The organism is Pseudomonas corni (assembly GCF_057128765.1).
This window is the reverse complement of record NZ_JBSKHW010000003.1, coordinates 91,527-113,336: the sequence shown is the minus strand read 5'-3', so window position 1 is coordinate 113,336 and position 21,810 is coordinate 91,527. Positions and strand designations below refer to the sequence as shown.

Here is a 21,810-nt window from a genome sequence, read left to right as displayed (position 1 = left end):
CTCCTACGCCCTCCGGGCAGAATCAAAAACTACGCCTCACTCAGCCGGACGCAACTTGCGCACTTCGTCATCCGACGGCAGCAACCCGGCGCCGGGCTTGAAGGTGTAATCGACCATCACGCCTGAGCCGTCTTTCACCGCCAGCTTGCCGACGTACAAACCCCAGGTCGCTTGATGGTCGATCTTGCGGTATTCGAGCGGGCCGTCCGGGGTGTTCACTTTCAAGCCACTGAACGCCTCGACCATCGATTCGGAATCAGTCTTGCCGCCAGACGCCTTGATACCGGCCGCGATGGACTGGATGGCCGAGTAACCGATGATCGAGCCAAAGCGCAGGTTTTCGGTGCCGTATTTGGCGTGGTACGCGTCGACGAAAGCTTTGTGCGCTGGCGTGTCGATGCTGTACCAGGGGTAACCGGTGACGGTCCAGTTTTGCGGAATCTCGTCCTTCAGCGGCTCAAGGTATTCAGGCTGACCGGTGATGATGCTGAGCACCGGCAACTGCTCACCGAAGAAGTTACGGGTGGTGCCTTCGCGGATGAACTTGGCCAGGTCAGCGCCGAACAGGGCGTTGAACAGCGCGTCCGGCTTGGCGTCAACCAGTGCCTGGACCACGCTGCCGGCATCGACTTTGCCGAACGGCGGCGCTTGCTCGGTCACGAATTCCACGTCCGGCTGGCGAGCCTTGAGCATGGCCTTGAAGGCACTGGCCGCAGCGGTGCCGAACTCATAATTGGGGTACACCAGCGCCCAACGCTTCTTGTTGAGCTTGACCGCTTCGTCCACCAGCGCCGAAGTCAGCATGTACGTCGAAGCATCCAGGCGGTAGGTGTAGCGGTTGCCCGCGCTCCAGACGATGTTGTCGCTGAGGGCTTCGGTGATCAGCACAAAACGCTTCTTCTGCTTGGCGTAATCGGACAGCGCTGTGCCAATGTGAGCGTAGAAAGCACCGGCGAGCACATCGACGTGTTCACGGTTGATCAAGTCTTCGGCCTGACGAATCGCATCGCCGGGGTTGGCGTTGTCATCGCGGGTGACCAGCTCAAGTTTTTTGCCCTCCACCCCGCCCGCCGCGTTGATCTGCTCGATGGCCAGCTCCATGCCTTTCTTGTAGCCGTCGGTGAACACAGGCTGCGACTTGTAGCTGTTGATGTCGCCGATCTTGATGGTGTCCGCCGACCAGGCGACGCCACTGACGGCCAGAGCGATCAAGCCTGCCAACAGGCTCGATTTCGTGAAACGTGCACGCGTAATCATGGTTCTCTCCAAGCTGATCAGGTGAAAGGCTTGCACAGCATTAGGGCGTTCCAGGCTCGGACGACCATTATTAAATGGGCAGTTAATTAACGAGCAACGAGTATGCCAATCAGGCTTGTTGTTTTAAGCGCGCCGGAACCGGTTCAGCACCGCGCCGGGCTGGTCGCTCGACGCAGTGATAAACGAGCGCAAATTCAGGCCGAAATCTTCTGCGCCTGAGCAAACCGCGCCTCGCAATCCCGGGCGTCGTATTCGTAAACCCAGTTGGCCTGAATGCCCACGGCGTTGGGATTGAGCAGTTGTCGCCAGCGGTAGGTCATGTCGCGCTTGAGCTGCGACCAGGCAGACGGCAGGTGATAAGTGCGTCCGCGTTCGCGGGCTTCGAGCTGGACCCGACTGGTACGCGGCAAACGCTCCAGTTCATAGGCGCCCAAGGCCTGCTGCAACTGGCGCGGGCCGTGAAACGCCAGAGACTGCGCCAGCACGTAACCGTCCTCGATGGCCATCGCCGCGCCCTGGGACAAAAACGGCAGCATCGGGTGAGCCGCGTCACCGAGCAGCGTGGCGTTGCCCTTGGACCAGGTCTTCATCGGATCGCGATCGAACAGCCCCCATTTGAAGATCGCATCGGGATCGGTGCGCTTGAACAGTTCGATCAGGTTCGGGTGCCAGCCTTCGAACCCGGCAAGCATCTCTTGCTGAGTACTCTTGGCATTCCAGGACTCCTCGACCCACGCGGGGCTTTCGTTGACGGCCACGATGTTGACCATCGAACCGCCCTTCACGTAATACGTCACCACGTGGCCCTTGGGGCCCATCCAGAAGCTGGAATCAGGGCTGACAAACGGCAGCGGGTGCTTGTCGACATTGACCAGCGCGCGCCAGCACATATGGCCGGTGTAGTTGGCCGCTTCCTGGCCCCACAACTGCTCGCGGATCACTGAACGTACGCCGTCGGCGCCGACAATCAGGTCGGCTTCGAGCTCGGTGCCATCGGCGAACTGCGCCACAGCGGTATTACCGTGCTGGATCAATCCGTTGCACGAGGCGCCGAATGTCGCCTGACCGGGCTTGATGTCGCTGGCCAGAGCGGCGTGCAGGTCAGCACGATGGACGTGATAAAACTCGGCGCCGTACAGCGACGGGCAGCTTTCCTTGAGCGGCGTGCGGAACAGTTCGCGCGCTGTTTTCCAGTTGCGCCCCACCATGGCGTGCGGCAGGAAACCAATCTTTTTCAGCTGATCTTCCAGACCCAGCGCCGACAGCACCTTGACCGCGTTGGGGGTCATCTGCACGCCTGCGCCGACTTCGCCGAACATCGGCGCGCGCTCGAAAATGCGCGCTTCGATGCCTCGCTGCTCAAGGGCGCGGGCCAGGGTGACGCCGCCGATACCGGCGCCGATGATGCCGACTCGCAATGCTCGATCCATGGGTCTTCCTCCTGCTGTGCGATAAGATCGTCACAGCGCGTCGTAATAATTGGCCGAGCAATTAATTAATCGCTCAAAAAAAACGGGCTTTACAGATCCAGTACCAACGCGTCGCCCACGCCCCGCGAGCAGCAGATCATCATGCTTTCGTTGCGCTGGCGTTGGCCCGGAGTCAGCACCGTGTCACGGTGCTCCACCAGGCCGGCCAACACCTTGACCTCGCACGCCCCACACACGCCTTCCTCGCAGGAATAAGCCACATCGACCCCCGCTGCTTCGCAGGCCTGCAACAAGGTTTGGTCGGCAGCAACGGTCAGCGTCAGACCTGAACGCTGCAGCCGGACGCGAAAGCTGTCGCCCGGTTGCAGGGCGTCGGTGGTGGCGCTGAAACGTTCACGATGGGTGTTGGCTTCCGGTCGTTCGAGGGTCAGGCGGTCAAACTCATCGATCATCCCCTGCGGGCCGCAGCAGTAAAGCTGTGCGCTGTCCGGCAAGGTGCGGAGCAGGTCTTTCAAACGCGGCGGCGCGACGGCTGCGGTGCGGGTATGGAACAGGTACACGCTGTGATCCTCTCGGCACAGTTGCCCATGAAACAGCATGTGTTCCGGACCGCTGGCCCAGTAGTACAAGGACACCTTGCGGCCGTCGGCTTTCAACCGGCGATACATCGAGATAATCGGAGTGATGCCGATCCCTCCGGCAAACAGGTGAAACTCCTCGTCGCTGGGATGCAGCGGAAAATGATTACGCGGCGATGACACGTCATAGGTCGCGCCCACGACGGATTCAAAATGCAGCTGCCGTGATCCGCCCTTCCCTGCTTCCGACAACTGCACGGCGATGCGGTACTGAGCAGGATTCACCGCAGGCCACAGCAATGAATACTGGCGCAACGTTTCCGGACCCATGGCGACGTCGATGTGCGCGCCGGGCTCATAGACCGGCAACGGCAGGCCATCGAGGGATTCGAAGGTGTATAAATTGATCCCCGGCGCGCCGTATTCGATGGCCTGCAGCCGGACCTTGAGCACGCCGTCAGATAACGCCATAGCTGATGCCCTTGTTGCGCAGCCAGGTGCGATAACGCTGGCCCATCAGGTCGGTGCGGTGGTGCAACTCGTAGCGCAGTTCGAGCGGGATGCGCTCCGGGCGCTGGCTTTCGACGATGTCGCGGTCCTGACCAAAAACCACGTCGGCACGCTCGCGCACCGCCTGCGGATCAGGCCGAGGCATAACGTCCATGGCAGCGCACACGCGCACGATACTGTGCTTCGCGTCGAGCGCTTGCACGGTGAACAGCGTGGCGAAAGTGTCGGACTTATCGCTGATGACGTTGCCTTCAGCATCCGAATCCTGGGTGCGTTTGGAGAAGTAACCCACCAGCGGACGGAACGTGTGGTAGGTGTAAAACGCCACCAGCGGCTTGCCCCGGGCATCGCCAAACGGCTGGAATACTCGCACCTCGGAGGAGCGAAGCCCCGAGTCGACCTCTTCCACCGAGTAGGGGTCAAGGCGATCCGGTTTGTCCATCACACCGTTGAGGCCGGCGTGCACGAATGGAAAGTGCGAGGCGTCGATGAAGTTCTCGACAGCGCGAAAGCCGTTGGCGTCGTAGATATACGGGCCGCTGTGGACTTTCATGAAGCGGTCGTCTTCCCACTCGGGAAACACTGGAATGTCCTCAGCTGGCTCGCCCAGGCATGTCCAGACAAAACCGTACCGGTCCACTGCCGAGTAAGGAAATGCCTTGGCCTTTTTCATCGGCTTTTCATCCGGCGCGGCTGGCATCAGCGTACAGGCGCCACTGCCGTCGTATTGCCAGCCGTGATAAGGGCAAACCACCGAATCGTTCTTGATCCAACCCTTGGAAAGCCGGGCGCCGCGGTGGATGCACAGATCTTCCCAGACATGCACCTGGCCATCGGCACTGCGCCAAACAATCAGCTCGCGCTCCAGCAGCCGCACCGGATAAATAGAGCCCTCGACGAAATCACTGCTATAGCCCACGACATGCCAATCGTTGAGCAAAACAGGGTCTTGGCAGCCGTCGTTGGCGGTAATCGGTTGGTGAGATGAAACAGCGATCAGGTTCATCACGATGCCTCTGCTAATCAGGATGCAAATTAATTAATCAACTCGTTAATTAATAGGTAGCAGAAGGCGTGCCAAGCCACGATGAATTTTTAGATGATTGATTTCTATGAGTTTTACTGACCTGGCCGTCACGCCCGCTCTGGCAGCGGGCACTGTTTTGGTGGAGTCGGTGCCAAGTCTGCGTCCAGTTTGGTGCGCAGTCTGCTGTCATGCCTCAGGCGGACATGCCGCCCACCACAAAACTGGTGACCTGATGGATCAGAGACTTCCAGTCATCGGGATCGTATTGGCCGTCCGGCAAACGGTCCTCCATGCGGTGGCTGTCAGAGAACGCGTAGAGGTAGGTGCCGACCATCAGGGTGATCCGCCAGTTGGCGTCGAGATCGGTCAGGCCGGGGACCGCTTCTTTGAGTGCATCGACGTAGCGCTGGGTCGAGGTCCCGTAGGCTTTGTCGCGCAAGGCGTAGGAAATATTTGGCGGCTCGGTGTGCAGTCGCGCTTGCAGACGCAGGAAATGTCGACCTTGCACGCTTGTGCGCAGGATGACGGTGGGCAGCAGGAAAGCCTCGACAATTTGCCGCACCTCCAAGGGCTCGCCCTGTTCTTGCAGCACTTCCAGGTTTTTCAGTCGCTCGTCCGAAACGGCAGCACCGCGCCGCAGGAACACCTCTTCAAACAGGCCGTACTTGGAACCGAAGTAATAGTTGATCAGCGCCTGAGTGACTTTGGCTTGCTGCGAAACCTCACGCAGCGTCGTGCCTGCGTAGCCCAGGTTGGCGAACAACTCTTCAGCGGCGTCGAGGATTTCGTCGCGTACATTGCTGGCGCCTTCGGGGCGTCCCGGTCCTTTTTTCTTGGCTTTGGTCTTGGCCTTGCCCTGTCCCACCGGCAAGGGCGCAGTGCCGCGTCGGCCCATAATCGTCTGCATCGATACCTGCCATATTCAGAGTCAAATCAGTTGCTCACTGCCCTTTAACGCTCGCGTTGAAGGGCATGACATCAGCGAAAAAATTAATTAATTGATTAACTCTTTAAATCTTAGCAGCGTTCGTGCCAGCACAGCAGAACACAACCCGTTGAAACAAAGCGTGCCTACGAATCAGCCGCGACCCCGTGGAAGCCAAGATCGAAAACCCGTGGGAGCGGACCTGTCCGCGAAGCTGGCGAGGACCTGTTGGAGCGTAGCCCGTGGATGATCACTCATCTGCGATCGCGCTTTTGATTCTGGCCGCAGGCCGTAGGAGCGCAGCTTGCTCGCGATCTGGCGCGCAGCGGCAGTAAGACCTGTGGATCCGGTGTGCCTGATTCAACCCACTTATTCAGGGCCGCTGCGCGCCCCATCGCCTGCAAGCAAGGCTCCTACGCCTTCGGCAGAAGCGCCGCGATCTTCAATCGAAACGCCATATGGCAATCGCAATAACGATCGTTCACGTATCCGCCGAACTTGTAGGAGCGAGGCTTGGTCCGGGCCGCATTCGGACGAAGCTGGCGAGTGCGGTGTATCAGGTAAAACCCGTTGCCAGCCTCGTGCGGACGCGGTCCACGCCAGCGCTCGTTCCCGGGTTTTGCGGGAGCCGGGAGATCACCATCCGGCCACGGCCCCGTCACTGCGAGGGTCGCAGCCTCCTTCGAGCAGACCGTCCGGATGGCGAATGATCGCGCCGGCATGGCCCATGCTTTCGTCGTAATCCTCAAGGATCTCTATATCGTGCCCAAGGGTTTTCAGTTCCTGGACACACGCGGCAGAAAAGCGCGCCTCCAGCTTGAGGTTGTCGCTGGCATTGCCCCAGGTTCTGCCGAGCAACCAGCGGGGCGCGTCGATGGCCGCCTGCGGGTTCATGTCGAAATGCACGATTCGGCTGAACACTGCGCTCTGGGATTGCGGCTGTCCGTCGCCGCCCATGTTGCCGTAAACCAGCGTGCGGCCATCGTTGAGGCGAGCCATTGCCGGGTTGAGCGTGTGGAAGGGTTTGCGGCCCGGCGTCAATGGATTGCGCGCAGCCGGATCGAGAGAAAAACTGCAGCCCCGGTTCTGCCAGTTCAAACCCGAGGTAGGCAAAACGATACCGCTGCCAAACTCGTGGTAAAGGCTTTGAATGAAGCTGACCGCTACACCTTCGTTGTCCACCACGCCCATCCACACCGTATCGGCAGGGCCCACACCTTTGCCCCACGGCGCGGCGTGCTGAGGATCAAAAGCGCTGGCCATGGCGTCGAGCCGTGCCGGGGTCAAAAAAGCCTGGGCGTCTTGACTCATGTGTGCAGGGTCAGTGATGTGTTGATCGCGGATCGCAAACGCGCGCTTGGTCGCCTCAACGCAGGCATGCACGAATGGCGCACCCAAGGCGTCCATTTCCGGGGTCAGCAGGCGGTCGAGTTGCCCCAGAATCAGCAGCGAGACCAACCCCTGGGTCGGCGGTGGAAAGTTATACACCTCTCCTCGGGAATGGCTGAGCACCAACGCTTCGCGCCAATCGGCCCGTTGCCCCTGCAAATCGATCAGGCGCAGCGGGCTGCCCGCTGCTTCCAGTTCCGAAGCGATGCTGCGTGCCAGATCGCCGCGATAGAAGTCGCTCAGACCGGCAGTGGCCAGACGCTCAAGGGTGTCGGCCAGTCGCGGATGGCGGAACCGTTGACCGGTCAGCGGCGCCGCTGCGTCGTGCAAAAAGGTATCGCTGAACCCGGTGACCGACGCCAGTTCAGCCTGTTTGTCGGACGTGCAGCGGCTCTGGCTGCGGGTAACCGGGATACCATCACGCGCATATTGAATGGCATCGCCCAACAAACGGTTCAGGGGCAGCCGACCGGCCAGTGCGCCACGCTGCCAGTCCAGCGCCGCCTCCCAGCCAGAGACCGTACCCGCCACGGTATTGGCCGCCAGCCCTCCGCGAAACGGGATGCTCTGCAAACCCAGATCGCGATAGCTCTCAAGTGACGCGCCTGCCGCTGCACTGCCGCAAGCGTCCAGCGCCAGGGGTTTTTCGCCCGGTTTGGCGATCAACCAGAAACCATCACCTCCCAGGCTGTTCATGTGCGGGTACACCACAGCAATGGTGGCGGCCGCCGCAATCATCGCTTCGACCGCGTTGCCACCTTCGCGCATCACCGCCAAAGCGCTTTGTGCCGCCAGCGCGTGCGGCGCCACGGCCATGGCGCGGGTACCACGAACAGGATTGAGAATATGCGGCATCAGGATTTCCCGGGAGGTTTAAAGATAGGTTGGTGATGCAACAAGCGAGATCGAATACGTCCTTCATGGTCCGGCGGACATTGCGCAGACTCGGCGCGTAGACGCGTCAGCGGGCGACGGCAGCACACCGAAACCCTGCGCCATAACGGCGCCGCTTAAACCTTGTCTGCAATCGCGTGCTCATCGGTCCATCCAGCTGACGTGGGCCGCAACAATCCGCCAATTTCCGCCGATGCGCACCCAGCTTTGGGTTTGCCGACCCAGACGTGCATGGCCCTCGCGACTGAAGACGATATTGGTGACCGCAAAAGCGTCATCGAAACTGGTCACCGAACGTTCCAGTATCGTGCGATCGAGCCCCTTTCCGGGACGCTCACGCCGAAACGCCTGAATCGAATCGTATCCATACAAATGCTCACTCGCGCCGTAGCGCAAGGTGTGGGGGCTGTTCCAGAACAACTCGTCGAGCACTGCCACATCGTTGCCAGTCAGTGCGCGCTCATAGCGTTCGAACGCCTCATTCAATCCGGCCAGGGTTCGAGCGTCGTTGACCAACGGAGCCGGTACTGGCTCGGCGCCGAACAGCGCAGGATCAGTAAGGCACACGCCACGCCCCAGCAGACCCTGCTCACCACCAGCGTCGAGCATGGCAATGGCGACAGAGGGCGCGGTTTGATCGCGGCAAACCTGAGCACCATCTATCGCACTGCCCAGGCCAAATTCGATGAAATCGGGGTGACTGCCGACCAACCAGAGCGGCTTTCGCTCGGATGATCCCGGCAACCAGCCGCGCATATCGCTGGCAGCTTCGCGGGCATGGAACCAGGCTTGAGCGCCGAACCCTGCAGCATCGATGACGCCGCTATCGCCCAACATCGGGCAGGCGGAGACGGTTGTGGCCGTGATCCTAGGCCCTTGGGGCACATGGGCTGGCGCAGTGATCCAGACTTCAGGCGCGTCCGCCAGCCTCACACCGGCGTCGATGCCATTGCCCGCCAAGGCAAGCACCAGCTTTGCGGCTGGCGAGGAGTCATTGCTGCGTGTCGCATCGAGCATCAGATAACAGGCGGCCATCCACAACGTCAGGAAGAACAGTGGCGTGGTCGCAAGCATGGCTTGCACATCAGCGACCTCAAGCGATGGCGACAGCGCTTCCAGCAACGCTGCTGTCGCAAACGTCGTGCGGCTGTGCAAATCATCGCCACCTCGCAAACCCGCAATGGCAAGAGGGGTCAATGCTATCGGCGAGTGTTGCAGCACATCGCGCAGGACCGGGGCCAGATGTTCATCGCGCCAGGCCATGCGCTGCAAGATCGCCGGGTTTCGCGAGCCAAAACGCAGTTGCGGACCCAATCCGCTGCTCAGCAAAGACCAACAGCACGGGCTATTGCACTGCGCGGTATCACTCACTTTCACCAGACTGGTAGAGGGAGATATCACCGCAGCAAGCGGTGTGACGATGCGGTAATTTTGAGCGGGCAGCAGGCGCACGCGGCCATCGGCGATCATCGCTTCGGCGTCCGATTCGGTGCTAGCCCAGCCTTCATAAAGGCAGCACAACACAGCGGACGACAACACCGGCGCACTGGGTTGGCCGGGGTTGGCGAACGGCGGCCCGGCGTGCAGCAGCGTCATCGGCTCCAGGCCCACCGCCTCTCTGGCACTGGCCACGTCGGTCCATATCGGACTCACCGCGTACAGCCGATCCAGCGCTGTGTGTAGGTCAGATCGTTGAACGTCAGCCGGATTCAAATCGTGATTCATGGGCAGGCCTACCGTCAGGCGACACGAGGGACAGGCAGGATTTGCGCGACAGCATCAAAACGTTTGCCGGCCCGCAGGCAGAACACCGGTTGCAGCATGCGCCGCGCAATCACTTCCGTGCCTTCGTTATCGCGCAGCAACCATGCGCCCTCCTCGTCACTAAGCACGCTGACATCGGCCTCCCGACCCACGCCCAGAGTGCCGATTTCATCGCTCATGCCTGCCAGTTTTGCGGCGTTGCTGGTGACCATCGGCACCAGTTGCTCAAGGCTCAAACCCAGCGCCATCATGCTGACCATGGTCGACACCAGGCTGAAACGCGAGGTGCCGGTAAACAGGTGTTCTTCATCCGGATGCTCGTCCGCCGTGCCTGCAGGCGCGGGCACGGTTGTGTTGTAGCCGTGCATGTCCGATCCAAGCGTATCGGGCACCACACCGGCATCGATCACCTTCGCCGCCATCTTGTAACTGAAGTGCGAGCCGTGGCCGACATCGACTTTCAGACCGCGCTCGATGGCCTCGCTGACCAGCGGATGCATCTGGCCATTCTGTTCGACGAAGCCGCCGGGGTGACGACTGAAGGGATGGGCCAGAACATCACCCGGCTTCAGCAGATCAAGCACTTGGGGGAAAATGCTGTCCGGGTCGATGTCATATTCGGGCTGATCCGGCATCGGCCACAACTGGCCGAAATGGATGTAAACGGGGAGCGAAGTCTGTTCGCCGATCTGCGCGGCTTTTTTCATCACGTCCAGCCCCCAGCGGGCAAAACCACCGAGTTCGGCATGGGCCTTGATGCCTTTGACGATATCGCTGTTGGCCAGTGCCGACTTGACCGTCGCCGCCACATCCGCGCATTCGGGGCGATACAGTTCAGGGTAGAAATGGCCTTCAAGCCCACCGACCAGGTATGCCGACAGAAACGACAGCACACGCGTGTCAGCTGGCTCTGCAATGAACTTGCGAAAGCCTGGCAAGGTCATGCAGCTGGCCCCACCCTGATCGATCAGCGTAGTAACGCCCGAATGCACACCACACATGTCGGCGTTGAGGCCAAATCGTCCGGTGACGTACTGATAAACGTGGCTGTGAGTATCGATCAGACCGGGCAACACCAGCTTGCCGGTGCAATCGATAAGTTCAGCACTTTTAGCCGCGTCGCTATCGATCAAACTGCCGACGGCCTTGATGCGATCCCCTTCGATCAATACATCGCAGAGGGTATCAATGGAGTTCGCAGGATCGATAACGCGACCACCGTAAAGAAGGATCGTTTTCATGGAAGTCTTCTGGGAGAGTCTTGGGTGCAAGATGCGACGCAATCGGTGTGCCAGCTCTTCCTATCCTCCGCTGATCTTTAGGCTATCTATCTGTAATAGATCAATTTATCTGTATATAAATAAACGTGGCATACCTTCTTTTATGTGTTTATACAGGATTTCAAAACGTTGATTTCTGCACCGTTTAGAGCCTGCGCGCACCATGCTCGCGCACTCGGAGGTATGCCACACATCAGGCAGACTCCCATTGCGCGTGCGGGCAGGCATAATCACGGGAAACATGGCGGTGAAACGTGCCGTAAAACAAAGAGGCATGCCACTTTTTACCCTATAATCCGGACCTTCGGTTTCCAACGTACCGACCTGGTTTTTCGGCCTGACGGCTCCACTGACAACAGGTTTATCCGCGACCCATGACTACGACGCAAGACGATGACCTCCAGACAGAATTGAGCACCGCCCTGGGCCGCTCGGCGCTGCTGGGACGCCCTGGCTTTTTGATTCGCCGCCTGCACCAGATTCACTGCGGGCTGTTCCTGGATGAAACCCGCGAATTCAACATCACGCCCGTGCAGTACAGCCTGATGACAGCGCTGGGCACCCACGGCGAGATGGACCAGAACACCCTCTCCCATGAGATCGGGCTGGAACGCACCAGCGTCGCTGAAGTCATCCCACGGCTTGAGGCTCGCGGTTTGCTCCAACGCCGGCAGAGCACCGAAGACCGTCGGGTCAAGCTGGTCAAACTCAGCCGCAAAGGGCTTTACCTGCTCAAGAAGATGAACGTGAACGTACAACGCGCCCACGACCGCACCATCGAGCAGATCCCTGAAGAACAACGGGCGCTGTTCATGCTGCAATTGATCCGCCTGGTGGAAGCCAACAACGACGTCGGCAGCGCCCCGTTCAAGCTTGGCCGGGATGATTGAGGGGGTCAGGTGTGAGGTGTGGGTGTGAGGGTAGGTGTGGGTGTGAGGTTGGGTGTGAGGTTGAGTTTGAGTGTGAGTGTGAGTGTGAGTGTGAGTGTGAGTGTGAGTGTGAGGGTGTGAGCAGAATTCACAGCTTTTCATCGCGGCTTGATCGTTCCCCGCGAACCGCTTCTGCCGAAGGCGTAGGAGCGTGGCTTGTCCCGCGATCTGGCGCGAAGCGGCAGCAGAACCGGTGCACGCGGTGGACCAGGTAAAACCGCCCTGGCTGGTTTAGACCTGCTAGGCAGCCCATCGCCTGCAAGCAAGGCTCCTACGGCCTTCGACCAGAATCAAAAGCGACCTTTCAGTTATCGATCAACGGATGGATAACATGAACCTGTGGGAGCGGACCTGTCCGCGAAGACTGAGCGTCGGGCACCGGAAATGTATTGGCGGAACACCTATATCGCGGACAGGTCCGCTCCCACGAATTTAGCGTGCGAGGACGATCAAGATCACTTGCCGCAGGTTGGGCAGCGGGTTTTGGGTTTGAGGCCGAACAGGCTGCGCAGACGATTGAGCATTACGCTCCAGAACATGTTGCCCAGGTCCAGCGGTGGCGCGGCTGCCGGGCGAGCTTGCTTGGGTTGGGCCTGGTAGGGTGCGGCGAGAGGGTCAGCCGTGGTTAGCGAAGTTGGCGCTGCGCACTGGACGCGCAAATCCTCCACCACCGAGGCATCCGCAGCAACCGGAGCACCCAAAGCGACCGGTTCGTCCCCAACAACAGGCCCAACCTCAACCACCCCTTCATTCGCCGCCTCCAGTCGGGTCTTGAGATTGAGCGCAAACGCATCGGTCATGCGAGTCGCCAGCTCCCGCACGATACCGCCACGGTTGAACTGCGCCAACGTCCCGGTGATCGAGTAATCCACCACCACGTTGACCCGCGTACCAGCGCCTTCCGGCAGCAACTCAAACTTCGCCTCACCCTTGACCCGCGAACCACTCTTGCGGTCATTGCCTTGACCGCTGACCAAACCGCTATGGGTGCCCTCATCAAGTTTCATCTGCCCCTCCCCCTTGAACGCCGCGACGATCGGGCCCAGTTTGACGGTCATCGCCAGCGCCAGTTCATCACCCTTCGGCGGCTCGGTAAGCGAGGCACCTGGCAGGCAGGTGACGATACCCTCCACGTCCAGAAAGCTTTTCCAGACCAGCTCAGGGCTGAACGGGACGCTGAAACTTTGTTCGATATCCACGGCGTGTTACCTCGTAATGGGATCAGGCTGGCGACAGCTCGCGCCGCTGATCAAGAACACGGGTGATGGCCTTGACCAGCCCTACATAACCGGTGCATCGGCACAGGTTGCCCGACAGTTCGTGGCGAATACGCGCCTCATCGGCGCTAGGAATGCGCAGCACGATATCGCGTGCGGTGGCGAGCATGCCCGGCGTGCAGTAGCCGCATTGAAGCGCGTGCTCGGCGGTGAACGCGGCACGCAACTGAGTCATCACAGGGTCTTGGTCGAAGTCCTCGATGCTGCGCACTTCGGCGCCATTGCAGGCTGCGGCGTAAACAATGCACGAACGCATGGGTGCGCCGTCGATCATCACCGTACACGCCCCGCACACACCCTGTTCACAGCCAATATTGGTGCCAGTGAGCACGCGTTCTTCACGCAGAAAATCCGCCAGATGTGTGCGCGGTTCGACCTCGGCGCTGATCGCCTTGCCGTTGACCGTCAGTTTCAATTGCGTCATGACAAGGCTCCGCGTGGGCAAGACAATTGCTCGGCGGCACGTTGCAGCGCCACCCGATGGATTTGGTATTCATAACTGTCCGGCTCGATGCCTGCTGCCAGCAACCACGGATCGGCCAGCGTATCCTCCCAGCCATCGATCAGCGCACTCGCGTCTTCGATCACCTGAGGTGAGCCGTCCACTGCGCCGATGATTGCCCGACGCACACCGCGCTGGGGATCATCGACGAACGCCGCGATGGCTTCAGCGAATTCGCCGGTTTTGCGATTGAATTTGTAGTAGCTCCAGCGCGCGCCGACACTCAGTCGCGGGATGCGCACGGCACGGATAATTTCGTCTTCCGCCAGCTCGGTGGTGAACGCGCCGAGCATGAACGCCTCGGCCTTGATGCCGCGCTCTCCATCGGGGCCCAACAGCAGAATCTCCGCACCGAGCAGTGCCATGACATTTACCCAGTCGGCGGCAGGATCAGCGTGAGCCAGACTGCCGCCCAGGGTTCCGCGATTGCGGACGGCCCGATAAGCAATGCCGCGCGCGACGTAGGGCATCAGGCCCTGAGAAGGGTCCGGGACAATGCCGTCTTCGATATTGGCGTGGGTAACGGCGGCGCCCAGCAGGATGCTGCCCGACTCCTCCACCGCGTCGCGCAGTTCGGCCAGACGCCGCACGTCAATCAATTGCTCAGGCTGCACCAGACGCAAATTCATCATCGGGCCCAGCGACTGGCTGCCCGAAACGATCTTGCCCATGCCCTCGCTGGCCCGCAGCAGTTGCACGGCGTCGGCGGCACTGGTCGGGCACTGGTAATCAAAAGCCACAGCTTTCATGACACTACCTCCATCGGTTCGGCGGGCGCGGCCTGGCGCTGTTTACTGCTGAGCGCGGCGAATACCACACGCGGCGACAACGGCAATTGCGAGACTTCAACCCCCAGCGGGCGCAAGGCGTCGTTGATGGCATTGGCAATGGCAGCAGGTGATCCGATTGCGCCACTTTCACCAATACCCTTCTGCCCAAACGAGGTGTACGGCGCCAGGGTTTCCATGTGCTCGATGCGGATCGAAGGGACTTCGGTGGCGCCCGGCAAAATGTAATCAGCCAGGGTCGAGGCCAAAGGCTGGCCTTCTTTGCTATAGGGCATCTCTTCATACAGCGCCGTGCCGATCCCTTGGGCTGCACCGCCATACACCTGACCGTCGACGACCATCGGGTTGATCAGCTTGCCGCCGTCTTCGACGATGGCGTAATCCAGAATTTCGGTTTTGCCCAACTGCGGATCGACCGCCACTACCACGGCGTGACAGGCATAACTGAAGGTGCCGGTGTCGCGCTGCGCCTGATACGTGGTGTGCACTTCCAGCCCGCCTTCGTGGGTATCGGGCGGCAGACGCTGAGGTTGCAGGTACCAGATGCGGCTCAGCTCACCAAGGCCGACGTGGCCAGACGGCCCGCAGACGCCGCCTTCGCTCCAGGTCACGCTGTCCAGAGGATCTTTGAGCAAATAGGCGCCTACGTGGTGCAGGCGGTCACGCAACAGTTTGCAGCCCTGGCCCACTGCGCCACCGGCCATGACGATGGAACGCGAGCCCCAGGTGCCAGTGGAATAAGGCGTCATGCCGGTGTCGCCAAAGACGATTCGCACCCGCTGCGGATCGACCCCAAGCACCTCATTGGCGATCTGCGCCAAGGTGGTTTCCATGCTTTGCCCGTGGGAGTGAACGCCCACACGGATCTCCAGAATGCCGTCCGGTGTCAGGCGCAGGCTCGCAGGTTCGCGACCCGGCACCATTGGGATGCCCCAGCCGAAATACACCGAAGTGCCGTGGGCGCCCTGCTCGCAAAACACTGCCAGACCGACGCCAATCAATCGACCGTCGGCTTCGCCCTGTTGCTGGCGGGCGCGAACGGCTGGCAGGTCGATGGCTTTGATCGCCCGGCGAACCGCCTCCGGGTAGTCACCGCTGTCGAAATGCTTGCGGGTGATGTTGTCGTAGGGCATCTCCTGGGGTTGCACCAGATTGCGCAAGCGCACTTCAAACGGTTCAAGCCCGGCTTGTAGCGCAATCGCATCCATCACCGTTTCGATGGCATAGCACACCCCGGTGCGGGCCACGCCGCGATAAGGCAGGATCGGCGGTTTGTTGGTGGCCACCGACCAGGTGCGACAACGGTAGCGTTCCATTTTGTAGGGCCCCGGCAAGATGCTCGCCACTTGGGCGGCTTCCAGACAGGCCGAAAACGGGTAAGAAGAATAAGCGCCGGAATCCACATGCGCCTCGCAATCGACCGCTAGCAAACGGCCGTCTTTGTCGGCGTAGGCGTGAATGTCGTAGTGGTGCTCTCGGCAGTTGGCGTTGGCGACCAGTTGTTCGCGACGGTCTTCGATCCAGCGCACCGGGTGATCCAGATGCATCGCCAGCCAGGCCACGCAGACTTCTTCAGGCAGCAAGATGCCCTTGTAGCCGAAGCCGCCGCCGACATCAGGGGAGATCACCCGCACGCTGCCTTCGTCCAGCCCCAGACAGCCGGCCAGGCCAGTTCGGTTGATGTGCGGCATCTGCGCCGAGGTGTACACCACCAACTGGCTCAGGCGGCGATCCCAATAGGCGACCACGCCACGGCCTTCCATTGGCGCCATGCTCTGTCGAGCAGTGCGTAGCACGCGATGCACATGAATCGAAGCGCGCTGGCGAATCTCGTCCAGGTCGGCGTCCACCGTGGTTTCCAGAAAGACATTGTCACCCCAGTGTTCATGCACCAGCGCCGAGCCCGGCTCACGGGCGGCAAGCATGTCGACCACCGCAGGCAGCTCATCGAAATCGACGAAGGTCGCGCCAGCGATATCCTCGGCTTCGGCGCGGGTGTCGGCCACACACATGGCGATCATCTCGCCCACCTGGCGTACCTTGCCGCTGGCCAGCACCGGCTGCTCAGAGGATTTGAAGCCCGGCAAACCGGAGTTGGCGACGATGGGTTTGACGCCGACCAGGTCGTCCAGGGTGTAGACCGAGCTTTCAAGGCCGATAGGTTTTTCGATCTCCAGGATGTGTCCATGGGCGACCGGGCTGCGCACGAATGCGACATCGCGCATGCCGGGGAAGCGGATATTGCCGATGTAATTGCCACGACCGCGCATGAAGCGATCATCTTCCTTGCGCGGCAATGAAGCGCCGATTCCTTGGCCGGATGGTTGCGACTGAACAGTCATTGCGGGCCTCCCTGAGGCATGGCATGTGCCGCGCCACTGTGAAAGCGCGACAGAAACTGTTGCGCACGCGCGGTTTTAGGCGCGCAAAAGAATTCAGCCGGGGGACCGCTTTCGACAATGTCCCCTGCGTCCATAAACACCACATGGCTGGCGACCTGGCGGGCAAACTCCATCTCGTGAGTAACGATGACCATGGTCGCGCCTTCGCTTGCCAGACCACGAATCACCTCAAGCACCTCACCGACCAACATGGGGTCTAGCGCACTGGTAGGCTCATCGAACAGCAGAATATCGGGCTTCATCGCCAGCGCCCGGGCAATGCCGACGCGTTGTTTCTGGCCGCCGGACAACCGCGCCGGAAACACCTCAGCCTTCTCCGCCAGACCGACCCGTGCCAATAGAGCCAGTGCTTCCCGACGAACCTCATCGCGGTCGCGCTTTTGCACGTAAAGCGGCGCTTGCATGATGTTGTCCAGCACGCTGAGGTGGGGCCACAGGGCAAAGTGCTGAAACACCATGCCGATGCGCGAACGCATCTGCGCCAGATCCGCATCGTTCATCTTTACGCCACCCTTGTGCACGCCCATGCGTTGCCCTTTTAAAAACACGCTGCCGGCATTGGGCTGTTCCAGCCAGTTGATGCAGCGCAGCAGCGTGGATTTGCCGCAACCGGAAGGCCCCAGCAAGCACACGACATCCCCACTCATGACGTCCAGCGAGACGTCCTTGAGCACGTTGTTGTCGCCAAACCACTTGGAGATGCCCTGCAGTTGCAGCACTTTGGTCTGCGCGGTCGATGCAAGATCGCTGGGGGAAGGTTGCAGTGCATTCACGTTCGACGCTCCTCGGCATAACGAGTCAGAAGGCTGGTCAGGATCTCGATGCACAGGCATAGCACCCAATACAGCAGCACCGCCGAGAGAAACGCAGCAAAAGGAATGAAGTAAGTGGACTGGATCGAGTTCATCACGCTGGTCAGTTCGGTCACCGCGATGATAGAGAGGAACGCGCTGTCCTTGACGATCTGGATCAGCTGATTACCTAGACTTGGGATCGCGCGCATGACCACCGGGGGCATGATGATGCGGCGCATCAGACTGACCCCGTGAAAGCCAAACGCCCGGGCAGATTCGATGGTGTCGGCGGGCAAGTCCTGCCAGGCCGCGCGCAACAGCACCGCCATATAAGCCGAGTTGTACAACACCAGGGCCAGCACCCCGCTGCTCCAGTTGGAAAGACGAATGCCCATGGAGGGCAGCGCAAAGTAGATCAGGTACACGAACAGAAGAAATGGCACGCAGCGCATGGCATCGCAGAATGTGTTGGCGATGCGGGCGATGCCAGGCCGCGAGGACATCAGCATTGGCGTCAGTAACATGCCCAGCAGCAAGGAGGCGGTGGCGGCGATGCTGACCAGAATGATCGTGTTGAGAAAGCCGCTGCCGATATCCGGCAACTGGCCCCAGATGGTCAGGAAGTCGTTGATCATGCCGTCACCTCATGAGCACTGCTGCGCCGTTCGAGCCGACGCTGCAAGCGAATCAACAGGTAAACGATCACGCTATACAACAACAGGGCAAAGATGAACGGAGGCAGCGGATCATAAGTTCGCGCACCTACCCGTTGCGCCGCACGGGTGATTTCCACCATGCCAATGACCGCGACGGCAGGACTGGATTTGAGGAGCATGGTCATTTCATTGACCAGCCCGGGAAGGCTTGAGCGCCACACTTGTGGCAGCACGATCAAACGCAGGCGCAAGCTGCGGCGCATGCCGAATGCCAGCGCGGCGTCGTATTCCTGTTTGGGAAAAGCGATCAATGCACCGCGCCAGATTTCGCAGTTGAACGCAGCGGTGGACAGGGTCAGCGCCAGGATGCCAGCGCTGGCAGGGTCCAGCGATATGCCGAACTGTGGCAGCGCGAAGAAGATCAGCAAGATCAACGTCACTGCCGGGCACGAACGCATGATGCTGACGTACGTGAACACCGCTTGCCGCGCCACCGGCACCTTGCCCCAGCGAATCAACGCCAGGCCAAGGCCAAGGGGCACGCCAACAATAATGCTGACCAGCGAAACCCCTATCGTCGACAGAGCACCCAGCAGGATGCTCCAGTAGTCGTATGCCGTCATGGGCGTCGATCAGTTGACGTTGACGGGCATGTTTTCATGGCTCTCGCCCAGCCACTTCTTCTGCAGGCGATACATTTCGCCGTTCTTGCGCAACTCAAGCAGCGCGTCGTCGACCATTTTCAGAACACCGGCGTTGCCCTTCGCCACAGCCCACGCCAGGTAGGTCGGTTCACCGATTGCCTGGCCGATGACGAACATGTCACCACGCTCCTTGACCAGGTCATTCAACGACAAGTCGGTGTTGGCAACCGCGTCCAGACGCCCGTTGGCCAGATCCTGATACGCCTCGGGATAGCCGTGGTACTCGACGATCTCCTTGAGGCCTTTGCCCTTGGCTTTGAGTTTGGCGTCGAAGTCTTTGAGGTCGGTAAGCATCGCGCTGCCGGTTTCGCCGCCAACAGTTTTGCCGATCAGGTCTTCAGGCTTGAGAATACTGCTGCCCTTTTTCGTCGCAAAAAAGGTCGCGGTCTGAGCGGTTGGCGAAGTGAAGTCAAACGTAGGTTTGCGAGCCGCCGTGACCAGTACCGCTGACAGCGCCATGTCGTATTTACCGGTAGTGACGCCTGGCAGAATCCCGGCCCATGGCAGCACTTGCTGGCGAATCTTCACGCCGGAGGATTTTTCCACCAGCGCCAGCAACTCGTTGTCGTAGCCGGTGGCCTTGCCGTCTTGCATGAACTCGAACGGACGATAGTCATCCTCTGTGGCCACAAGCAGATAACCACGGCTTTTGACCTCGTCAATCGTGGCCGCATGACTCATGGCAGTGTTGGCCAGGGCTGCGGTCATCGCCACCGCGAGGGCCAGCACCGACTTACTGATACGCATCCGACGCTTGAGCTTGTGCAGTAGAGCAGTCATGGAATTTCCTTGCTGAGTCCGTGTGAGGTCGGTCCATCGAAATGGTCCGGGCTGGCAGCGCTTTCGAGCGCTTACCTTGAACAAAGCAAGTGGCATGCCACCTATTATCGTACAGCGCGGACGCTCGGTTTACCGGGCCTGAGACTGGGTGGCGAAATTTCAACGACCGCTAGCGGGCGGGAAACGATGAGACTGCGCACCAAAATAATCCGGGATATACGGGGTATGCCTCTCAAAAGCACAGATTAAACGGCCTGTTTTTATTGAGATAGAGATACACGCAGATCTCGATATGGCTGGAGATAGCCAACTAAAAAATACCCAATTAACTGTTTTGTATGGATTTATTTCAGAGGTTTATTTATCAAGGAAATATCTATCTGTTCAGATACGGGGTATAGCCCATATAGACGCCACTCACCTCTTATCCTCTATGTACCTGTTTTCAAGCGGCTTTATTCAGGCGCTGACTTTTCGGCACGGTTCTGGCTTACGGGTCGTTGATACTCCCAGCCCTGACGATAGAGGACCCTATGACCAAGCACCTGACAGCGGCGCAAGTCGAACACTTCAAGTCCCATGGCTACGCCTACCCTTTCACAGCCATGAGCCCGGAAGACGCAGCCGGCTATCGAGCGCGCATCGAAGCGTATGAAGCGCATGTAGGTGAAGACGCCAATCGCTCGCTGAAGATAAAAGCTCATCTGGCCTCACCGGCCTTTGTGGAGTTGGCGTGCAATCCGAGGATTCTCGATGCGGTGGAAGATGTGATCGGCCACAATATCCTCCTGTTCGGTGCTTCGGTATTTGCCAAGAACGCCAACGATCCGCGCTATGTGTCATGGCATCAGGACTCGACCTACTTCGGTCTGTCGCCCCATGAAGAAGTCACGGTCTGGGTTGGCTTCACCAATGCAACCTCGGAAAACGGTTGCCTGCGCATTTTGCCCGGTTCGCATCGGGAGCCGGATTACCAGCATCAGGAAACCTTCGCCAAAGACAACATGCTCGCCAAGGGGCAAGCGCTGATCGGCGTGGACGACAGCCTGGGCCTTGAAATGCCACTCAATGCCGGAGAGTTTTCACTGCACCACGAGCGCACCGCACATAGCTCGCGTTGCAACACCACCGATGACCGACGCATCGGTTTTGCGTTTTTCTACATTCCTACCCACGTTACTTCGACGATCGGCCGCCGCCGCGCCACGTTGGTCCGCGGAGAGGACCACTTTGGGCACTGGGACCCCGAGGCGCTGCCAACCTGCGACTACGATGCGCCGTCGATGGAGCAATTGCATCAGGCGTGGGGCCAGTATCGCGATGGTGAAGTCAAAGGCGGGTGAGCAACGCTGGCTCACGATCATAGGATCCAGTCGCGGCTCAGCCCGCAGCTTGTGATCGTGTTGCTTTTCGAGCAAACGTTTGCGAGACGGCGCGCTGTCAAAAACCGCGTTTTGGCCTTTCCCGTCCCCCGATTCGTCATCCGTTTGACCAAGTTTCGACATTTGAAAAAAATCTCGCTGCTTAGCCCCCCGTCCATGAACCACTTATCCGATTTTTGAAAATAAACACGCCAAATTTTTAGCGTCAAATTGACGCCCACTTATGGCGTTTTGATTGCATCCTGCAATCAGCAATTCCCCCGTCGATGCTGGCCAATTCGCCATTTTCGAATCCCCTCCCAGGGGCCTGGTTTGCGTCAATATCCTGTTTAAAAAACGTTTACGTCCTGCCCGCCAGTCCTGCGAAAGGCCCTACCGGACTCGCCAGATTATTTTTCTTTGCTATACCGATGACTATCCGGATGGATGCCAAACATCTCTGTTTGGTTAAAAAAGATTCAGCTGACACCACTCGTTTGAGTGTCAGCTGTTTTAGCGCAAGCCAGGACCACCGAAGTCTGGCGCGCGCGTATGGAAATGGC

At 59.7% G+C, this 21,810-nt stretch carries 18 protein-coding genes; 2 read left to right on the top strand and 16 right to left on the bottom strand.

Annotated features, from left to right (window positions below; genetic code table 11):
• Positions 1-36: 36 nt before the first annotated feature.
• The 8 genes from ACWKV9_RS07605 to ACWKV9_RS07570 form a co-directional block, all read right to left on the bottom strand.
• Positions 37-1,257, bottom strand: a complete 1,221-nt coding sequence (locus ACWKV9_RS07605; RefSeq protein WP_483835478.1) for an ABC transporter substrate-binding protein — start codon at positions 1,255-1,257, stop codon at positions 37-39.
• Positions 1,258-1,451: 194 nt separating this feature from the next.
• Positions 1,452-2,687, bottom strand: a complete 1,236-nt coding sequence (locus tag ACWKV9_RS07600; protein ID WP_483835477.1) for an FAD-dependent monooxygenase — start codon at positions 2,685-2,687, stop codon at positions 1,452-1,454.
• An 89-nt stretch (positions 2,688-2,776) separates the two neighbouring features.
• A complete protein-coding gene (locus tag ACWKV9_RS07595; RefSeq protein ID WP_483835476.1) occupies positions 2,777-3,736 on the bottom strand; it encodes a PDR/VanB family oxidoreductase in 960 nt (319 codons plus the stop codon).
• The gene (locus ACWKV9_RS07590; RefSeq protein ID WP_483835475.1) at positions 3,723-4,781 is read right to left on the bottom strand and encodes a Rieske 2Fe-2S domain-containing protein; all 1,059 of its coding nucleotides are present in this window, start codon (positions 4,779-4,781) and stop codon (positions 3,723-3,725) included. The genes ACWKV9_RS07595 and ACWKV9_RS07590 overlap by 14 nt, the downstream gene beginning before the upstream one ends.
• A gap of 214 nt (positions 4,782-4,995) precedes the next feature.
• Positions 4,996-5,709, bottom strand: a complete 714-nt coding sequence (locus ACWKV9_RS07585) for a TetR/AcrR family transcriptional regulator (protein WP_483835474.1) — start codon at positions 5,707-5,709, stop codon at positions 4,996-4,998.
• Between the two features lie 654 nt (positions 5,710-6,363).
• Positions 6,364-7,971 (bottom strand): gamma-glutamyltransferase family protein, encoded by a 1,608-nt coding sequence (locus ACWKV9_RS07580; protein ID WP_483835473.1) that lies wholly within the window; start codon positions 7,969-7,971, stop codon positions 6,364-6,366.
• 180 nt (positions 7,972-8,151) lie between these two features.
• Entirely contained in the window at positions 8,152-9,735 is a 1,584-nt protein-coding gene (hpxZ, locus tag ACWKV9_RS07575; RefSeq protein ID WP_483835472.1) for an oxalurate catabolism protein HpxZ, read from the bottom strand.
• A gap of 14 nt (positions 9,736-9,749) precedes the next feature.
• On the bottom strand, positions 9,750-11,015 hold the full coding sequence (locus ACWKV9_RS07570; protein WP_483835471.1) for an amidohydrolase/deacetylase family metallohydrolase: 1,266 nt from the start codon (positions 11,013-11,015) through the stop codon (positions 9,750-9,752).
• Positions 11,016-11,428: 413 nt separating this feature from the next.
• Here ACWKV9_RS07570 and ACWKV9_RS07565 point away from each other — a divergent pair, with 413 nt between their 5' ends.
• Complete coding sequence (locus tag ACWKV9_RS07565; protein ID WP_483835470.1) at positions 11,429-11,944, top strand: MarR family winged helix-turn-helix transcriptional regulator; 516 nt, start codon at positions 11,429-11,431, stop codon at positions 11,942-11,944.
• A gap of 494 nt (positions 11,945-12,438) precedes the next feature.
• Here ACWKV9_RS07565 and ACWKV9_RS07560 read toward each other — a convergent pair whose 3' ends face one another.
• Genes ACWKV9_RS07560 through ACWKV9_RS07525 form a run of 8 tightly spaced genes read right to left on the bottom strand, consistent with a single transcriptional unit; the run spans position 12,439 to position 19,886 of the window.
• Positions 12,439-13,182 carry an SRPBCC family protein gene (locus ACWKV9_RS07560; RefSeq protein ID WP_483835469.1) on the bottom strand — a complete coding sequence of 248 codons (744 nt, stop codon included), beginning with the start codon at positions 13,180-13,182 and terminating at the stop codon, positions 12,439-12,441.
• Between the two features lie 22 nt (positions 13,183-13,204).
• On the bottom strand, positions 13,205-13,684 hold the full coding sequence (locus ACWKV9_RS07555) for a (2Fe-2S)-binding protein (protein WP_483835468.1): 480 nt from the start codon (positions 13,682-13,684) through the stop codon (positions 13,205-13,207).
• Entirely contained in the window at positions 13,681-14,511 is an 831-nt protein-coding gene (locus ACWKV9_RS07550) for an FAD binding domain-containing protein (protein WP_483835467.1), read from the bottom strand. Before ACWKV9_RS07550 ends, ACWKV9_RS07555 begins: the two co-directional genes overlap by 4 nt.
• Complete coding sequence (locus tag ACWKV9_RS07545) at positions 14,508-16,892, bottom strand: xanthine dehydrogenase family protein molybdopterin-binding subunit (RefSeq protein WP_483835466.1); 2,385 nt, start codon at positions 16,890-16,892, stop codon at positions 14,508-14,510. The genes ACWKV9_RS07550 and ACWKV9_RS07545 overlap by 4 nt, the downstream gene beginning before the upstream one ends.
• Positions 16,889-17,671, bottom strand: coding sequence for an amino acid ABC transporter ATP-binding protein (locus ACWKV9_RS07540; protein WP_483835706.1), 783 nt, complete (start codon positions 17,669-17,671; stop codon positions 16,889-16,891). The genes ACWKV9_RS07545 and ACWKV9_RS07540 overlap by 4 nt, the downstream gene beginning before the upstream one ends.
• A gap of 50 nt (positions 17,672-17,721) precedes the next feature.
• Positions 17,722-18,381, bottom strand: coding sequence for an amino acid ABC transporter permease (locus tag ACWKV9_RS07535; protein WP_483835465.1), 660 nt, complete (start codon positions 18,379-18,381; stop codon positions 17,722-17,724).
• Positions 18,378-19,025 carry an amino acid ABC transporter permease gene (locus ACWKV9_RS07530; RefSeq protein WP_483835464.1) on the bottom strand — a complete coding sequence of 216 codons (648 nt, stop codon included), beginning with the start codon at positions 19,023-19,025 and terminating at the stop codon, positions 18,378-18,380. Before ACWKV9_RS07530 ends, ACWKV9_RS07535 begins: the two co-directional genes overlap by 4 nt.
• A gap of 9 nt (positions 19,026-19,034) precedes the next feature.
• Complete coding sequence (locus tag ACWKV9_RS07525; RefSeq protein WP_483835463.1) at positions 19,035-19,886, bottom strand: transporter substrate-binding domain-containing protein; 852 nt, start codon at positions 19,884-19,886, stop codon at positions 19,035-19,037.
• Positions 19,887-20,419: 533 nt separating this feature from the next.
• On the opposite strand from ACWKV9_RS07525, the gene ACWKV9_RS07520 reads away from it, so the two are divergent.
• A complete protein-coding gene (locus ACWKV9_RS07520) occupies positions 20,420-21,229 on the top strand; it encodes a phytanoyl-CoA dioxygenase family protein (protein WP_483835462.1) in 810 nt (269 codons plus the stop codon).
• The last annotated feature ends 581 nt before the right edge of the window (positions 21,230-21,810 follow it).

Bases quoted from the DNA above. Each gene is read 5' to 3' on its own strand.
- ACWKV9_RS07605 (WP_483835478.1), bottom strand. From the start codon at position 1,257: ATGATTACGCGTGCACGTTTCACGAAATCGAGCCTGTTGGCAGGCTTG.
- ACWKV9_RS07565 (WP_483835470.1), top strand. From the start codon at position 11,429: ATGACTACGACGCAAGACGATGACCTCCAGACAGAATTGAGCACCGCC.
- ACWKV9_RS07585 (WP_483835474.1), bottom strand. From the start codon at position 5,709: ATGCAGACGATTATGGGCCGACGCGGCACTGCGCCCTTGCCGGTGGGA.
- ACWKV9_RS07530 (WP_483835464.1), bottom strand. From the start codon at position 19,025: ATGACGGCATACGACTACTGGAGCATCCTGCTGGGTGCTCTGTCGACG.
- ACWKV9_RS07570 (WP_483835471.1), bottom strand. From the start codon at position 11,015: ATGAAAACGATCCTTCTTTACGGTGGTCGCGTTATCGATCCTGCGAAC.
- ACWKV9_RS07580 (WP_483835473.1), bottom strand. From the start codon at position 7,971: ATGCCGCATATTCTCAATCCTGTTCGTGGTACCCGCGCCATGGCCGTG.
- ACWKV9_RS07555 (WP_483835468.1), bottom strand. From the start codon at position 13,684: ATGACGCAATTGAAACTGACGGTCAACGGCAAGGCGATCAGCGCCGAG.
- ACWKV9_RS07545 (WP_483835466.1), bottom strand. From the start codon at position 16,892: ATGACTGTTCAGTCGCAACCATCCGGCCAAGGAATCGGCGCTTCATTG.
- ACWKV9_RS07590 (WP_483835475.1), bottom strand. From the start codon at position 4,781: ATGAACCTGATCGCTGTTTCATCTCACCAACCGATTACCGCCAACGAC.
- ACWKV9_RS07520 (WP_483835462.1), top strand. From the start codon at position 20,420: ATGACCAAGCACCTGACAGCGGCGCAAGTCGAACACTTCAAGTCCCAT.
- ACWKV9_RS07525 (WP_483835463.1), bottom strand. From the start codon at position 19,886: ATGACTGCTCTACTGCACAAGCTCAAGCGTCGGATGCGTATCAGTAAG.
- ACWKV9_RS07535 (WP_483835465.1), bottom strand. From the start codon at position 18,381: ATGATCAACGACTTCCTGACCATCTGGGGCCAGTTGCCGGATATCGGC.
- hpxZ (WP_483835472.1), bottom strand. From the start codon at position 9,735: ATGAATCACGATTTGAATCCGGCTGACGTTCAACGATCTGACCTACAC.
- ACWKV9_RS07595 (WP_483835476.1), bottom strand. From the start codon at position 3,736: ATGGCGTTATCTGACGGCGTGCTCAAGGTCCGGCTGCAGGCCATCGAA.
- ACWKV9_RS07600 (WP_483835477.1), bottom strand. From the start codon at position 2,687: ATGGATCGAGCATTGCGAGTCGGCATCATCGGCGCCGGTATCGGCGGC.
- ACWKV9_RS07550 (WP_483835467.1), bottom strand. From the start codon at position 14,511: ATGAAAGCTGTGGCTTTTGATTACCAGTGCCCGACCAGTGCCGCCGAC.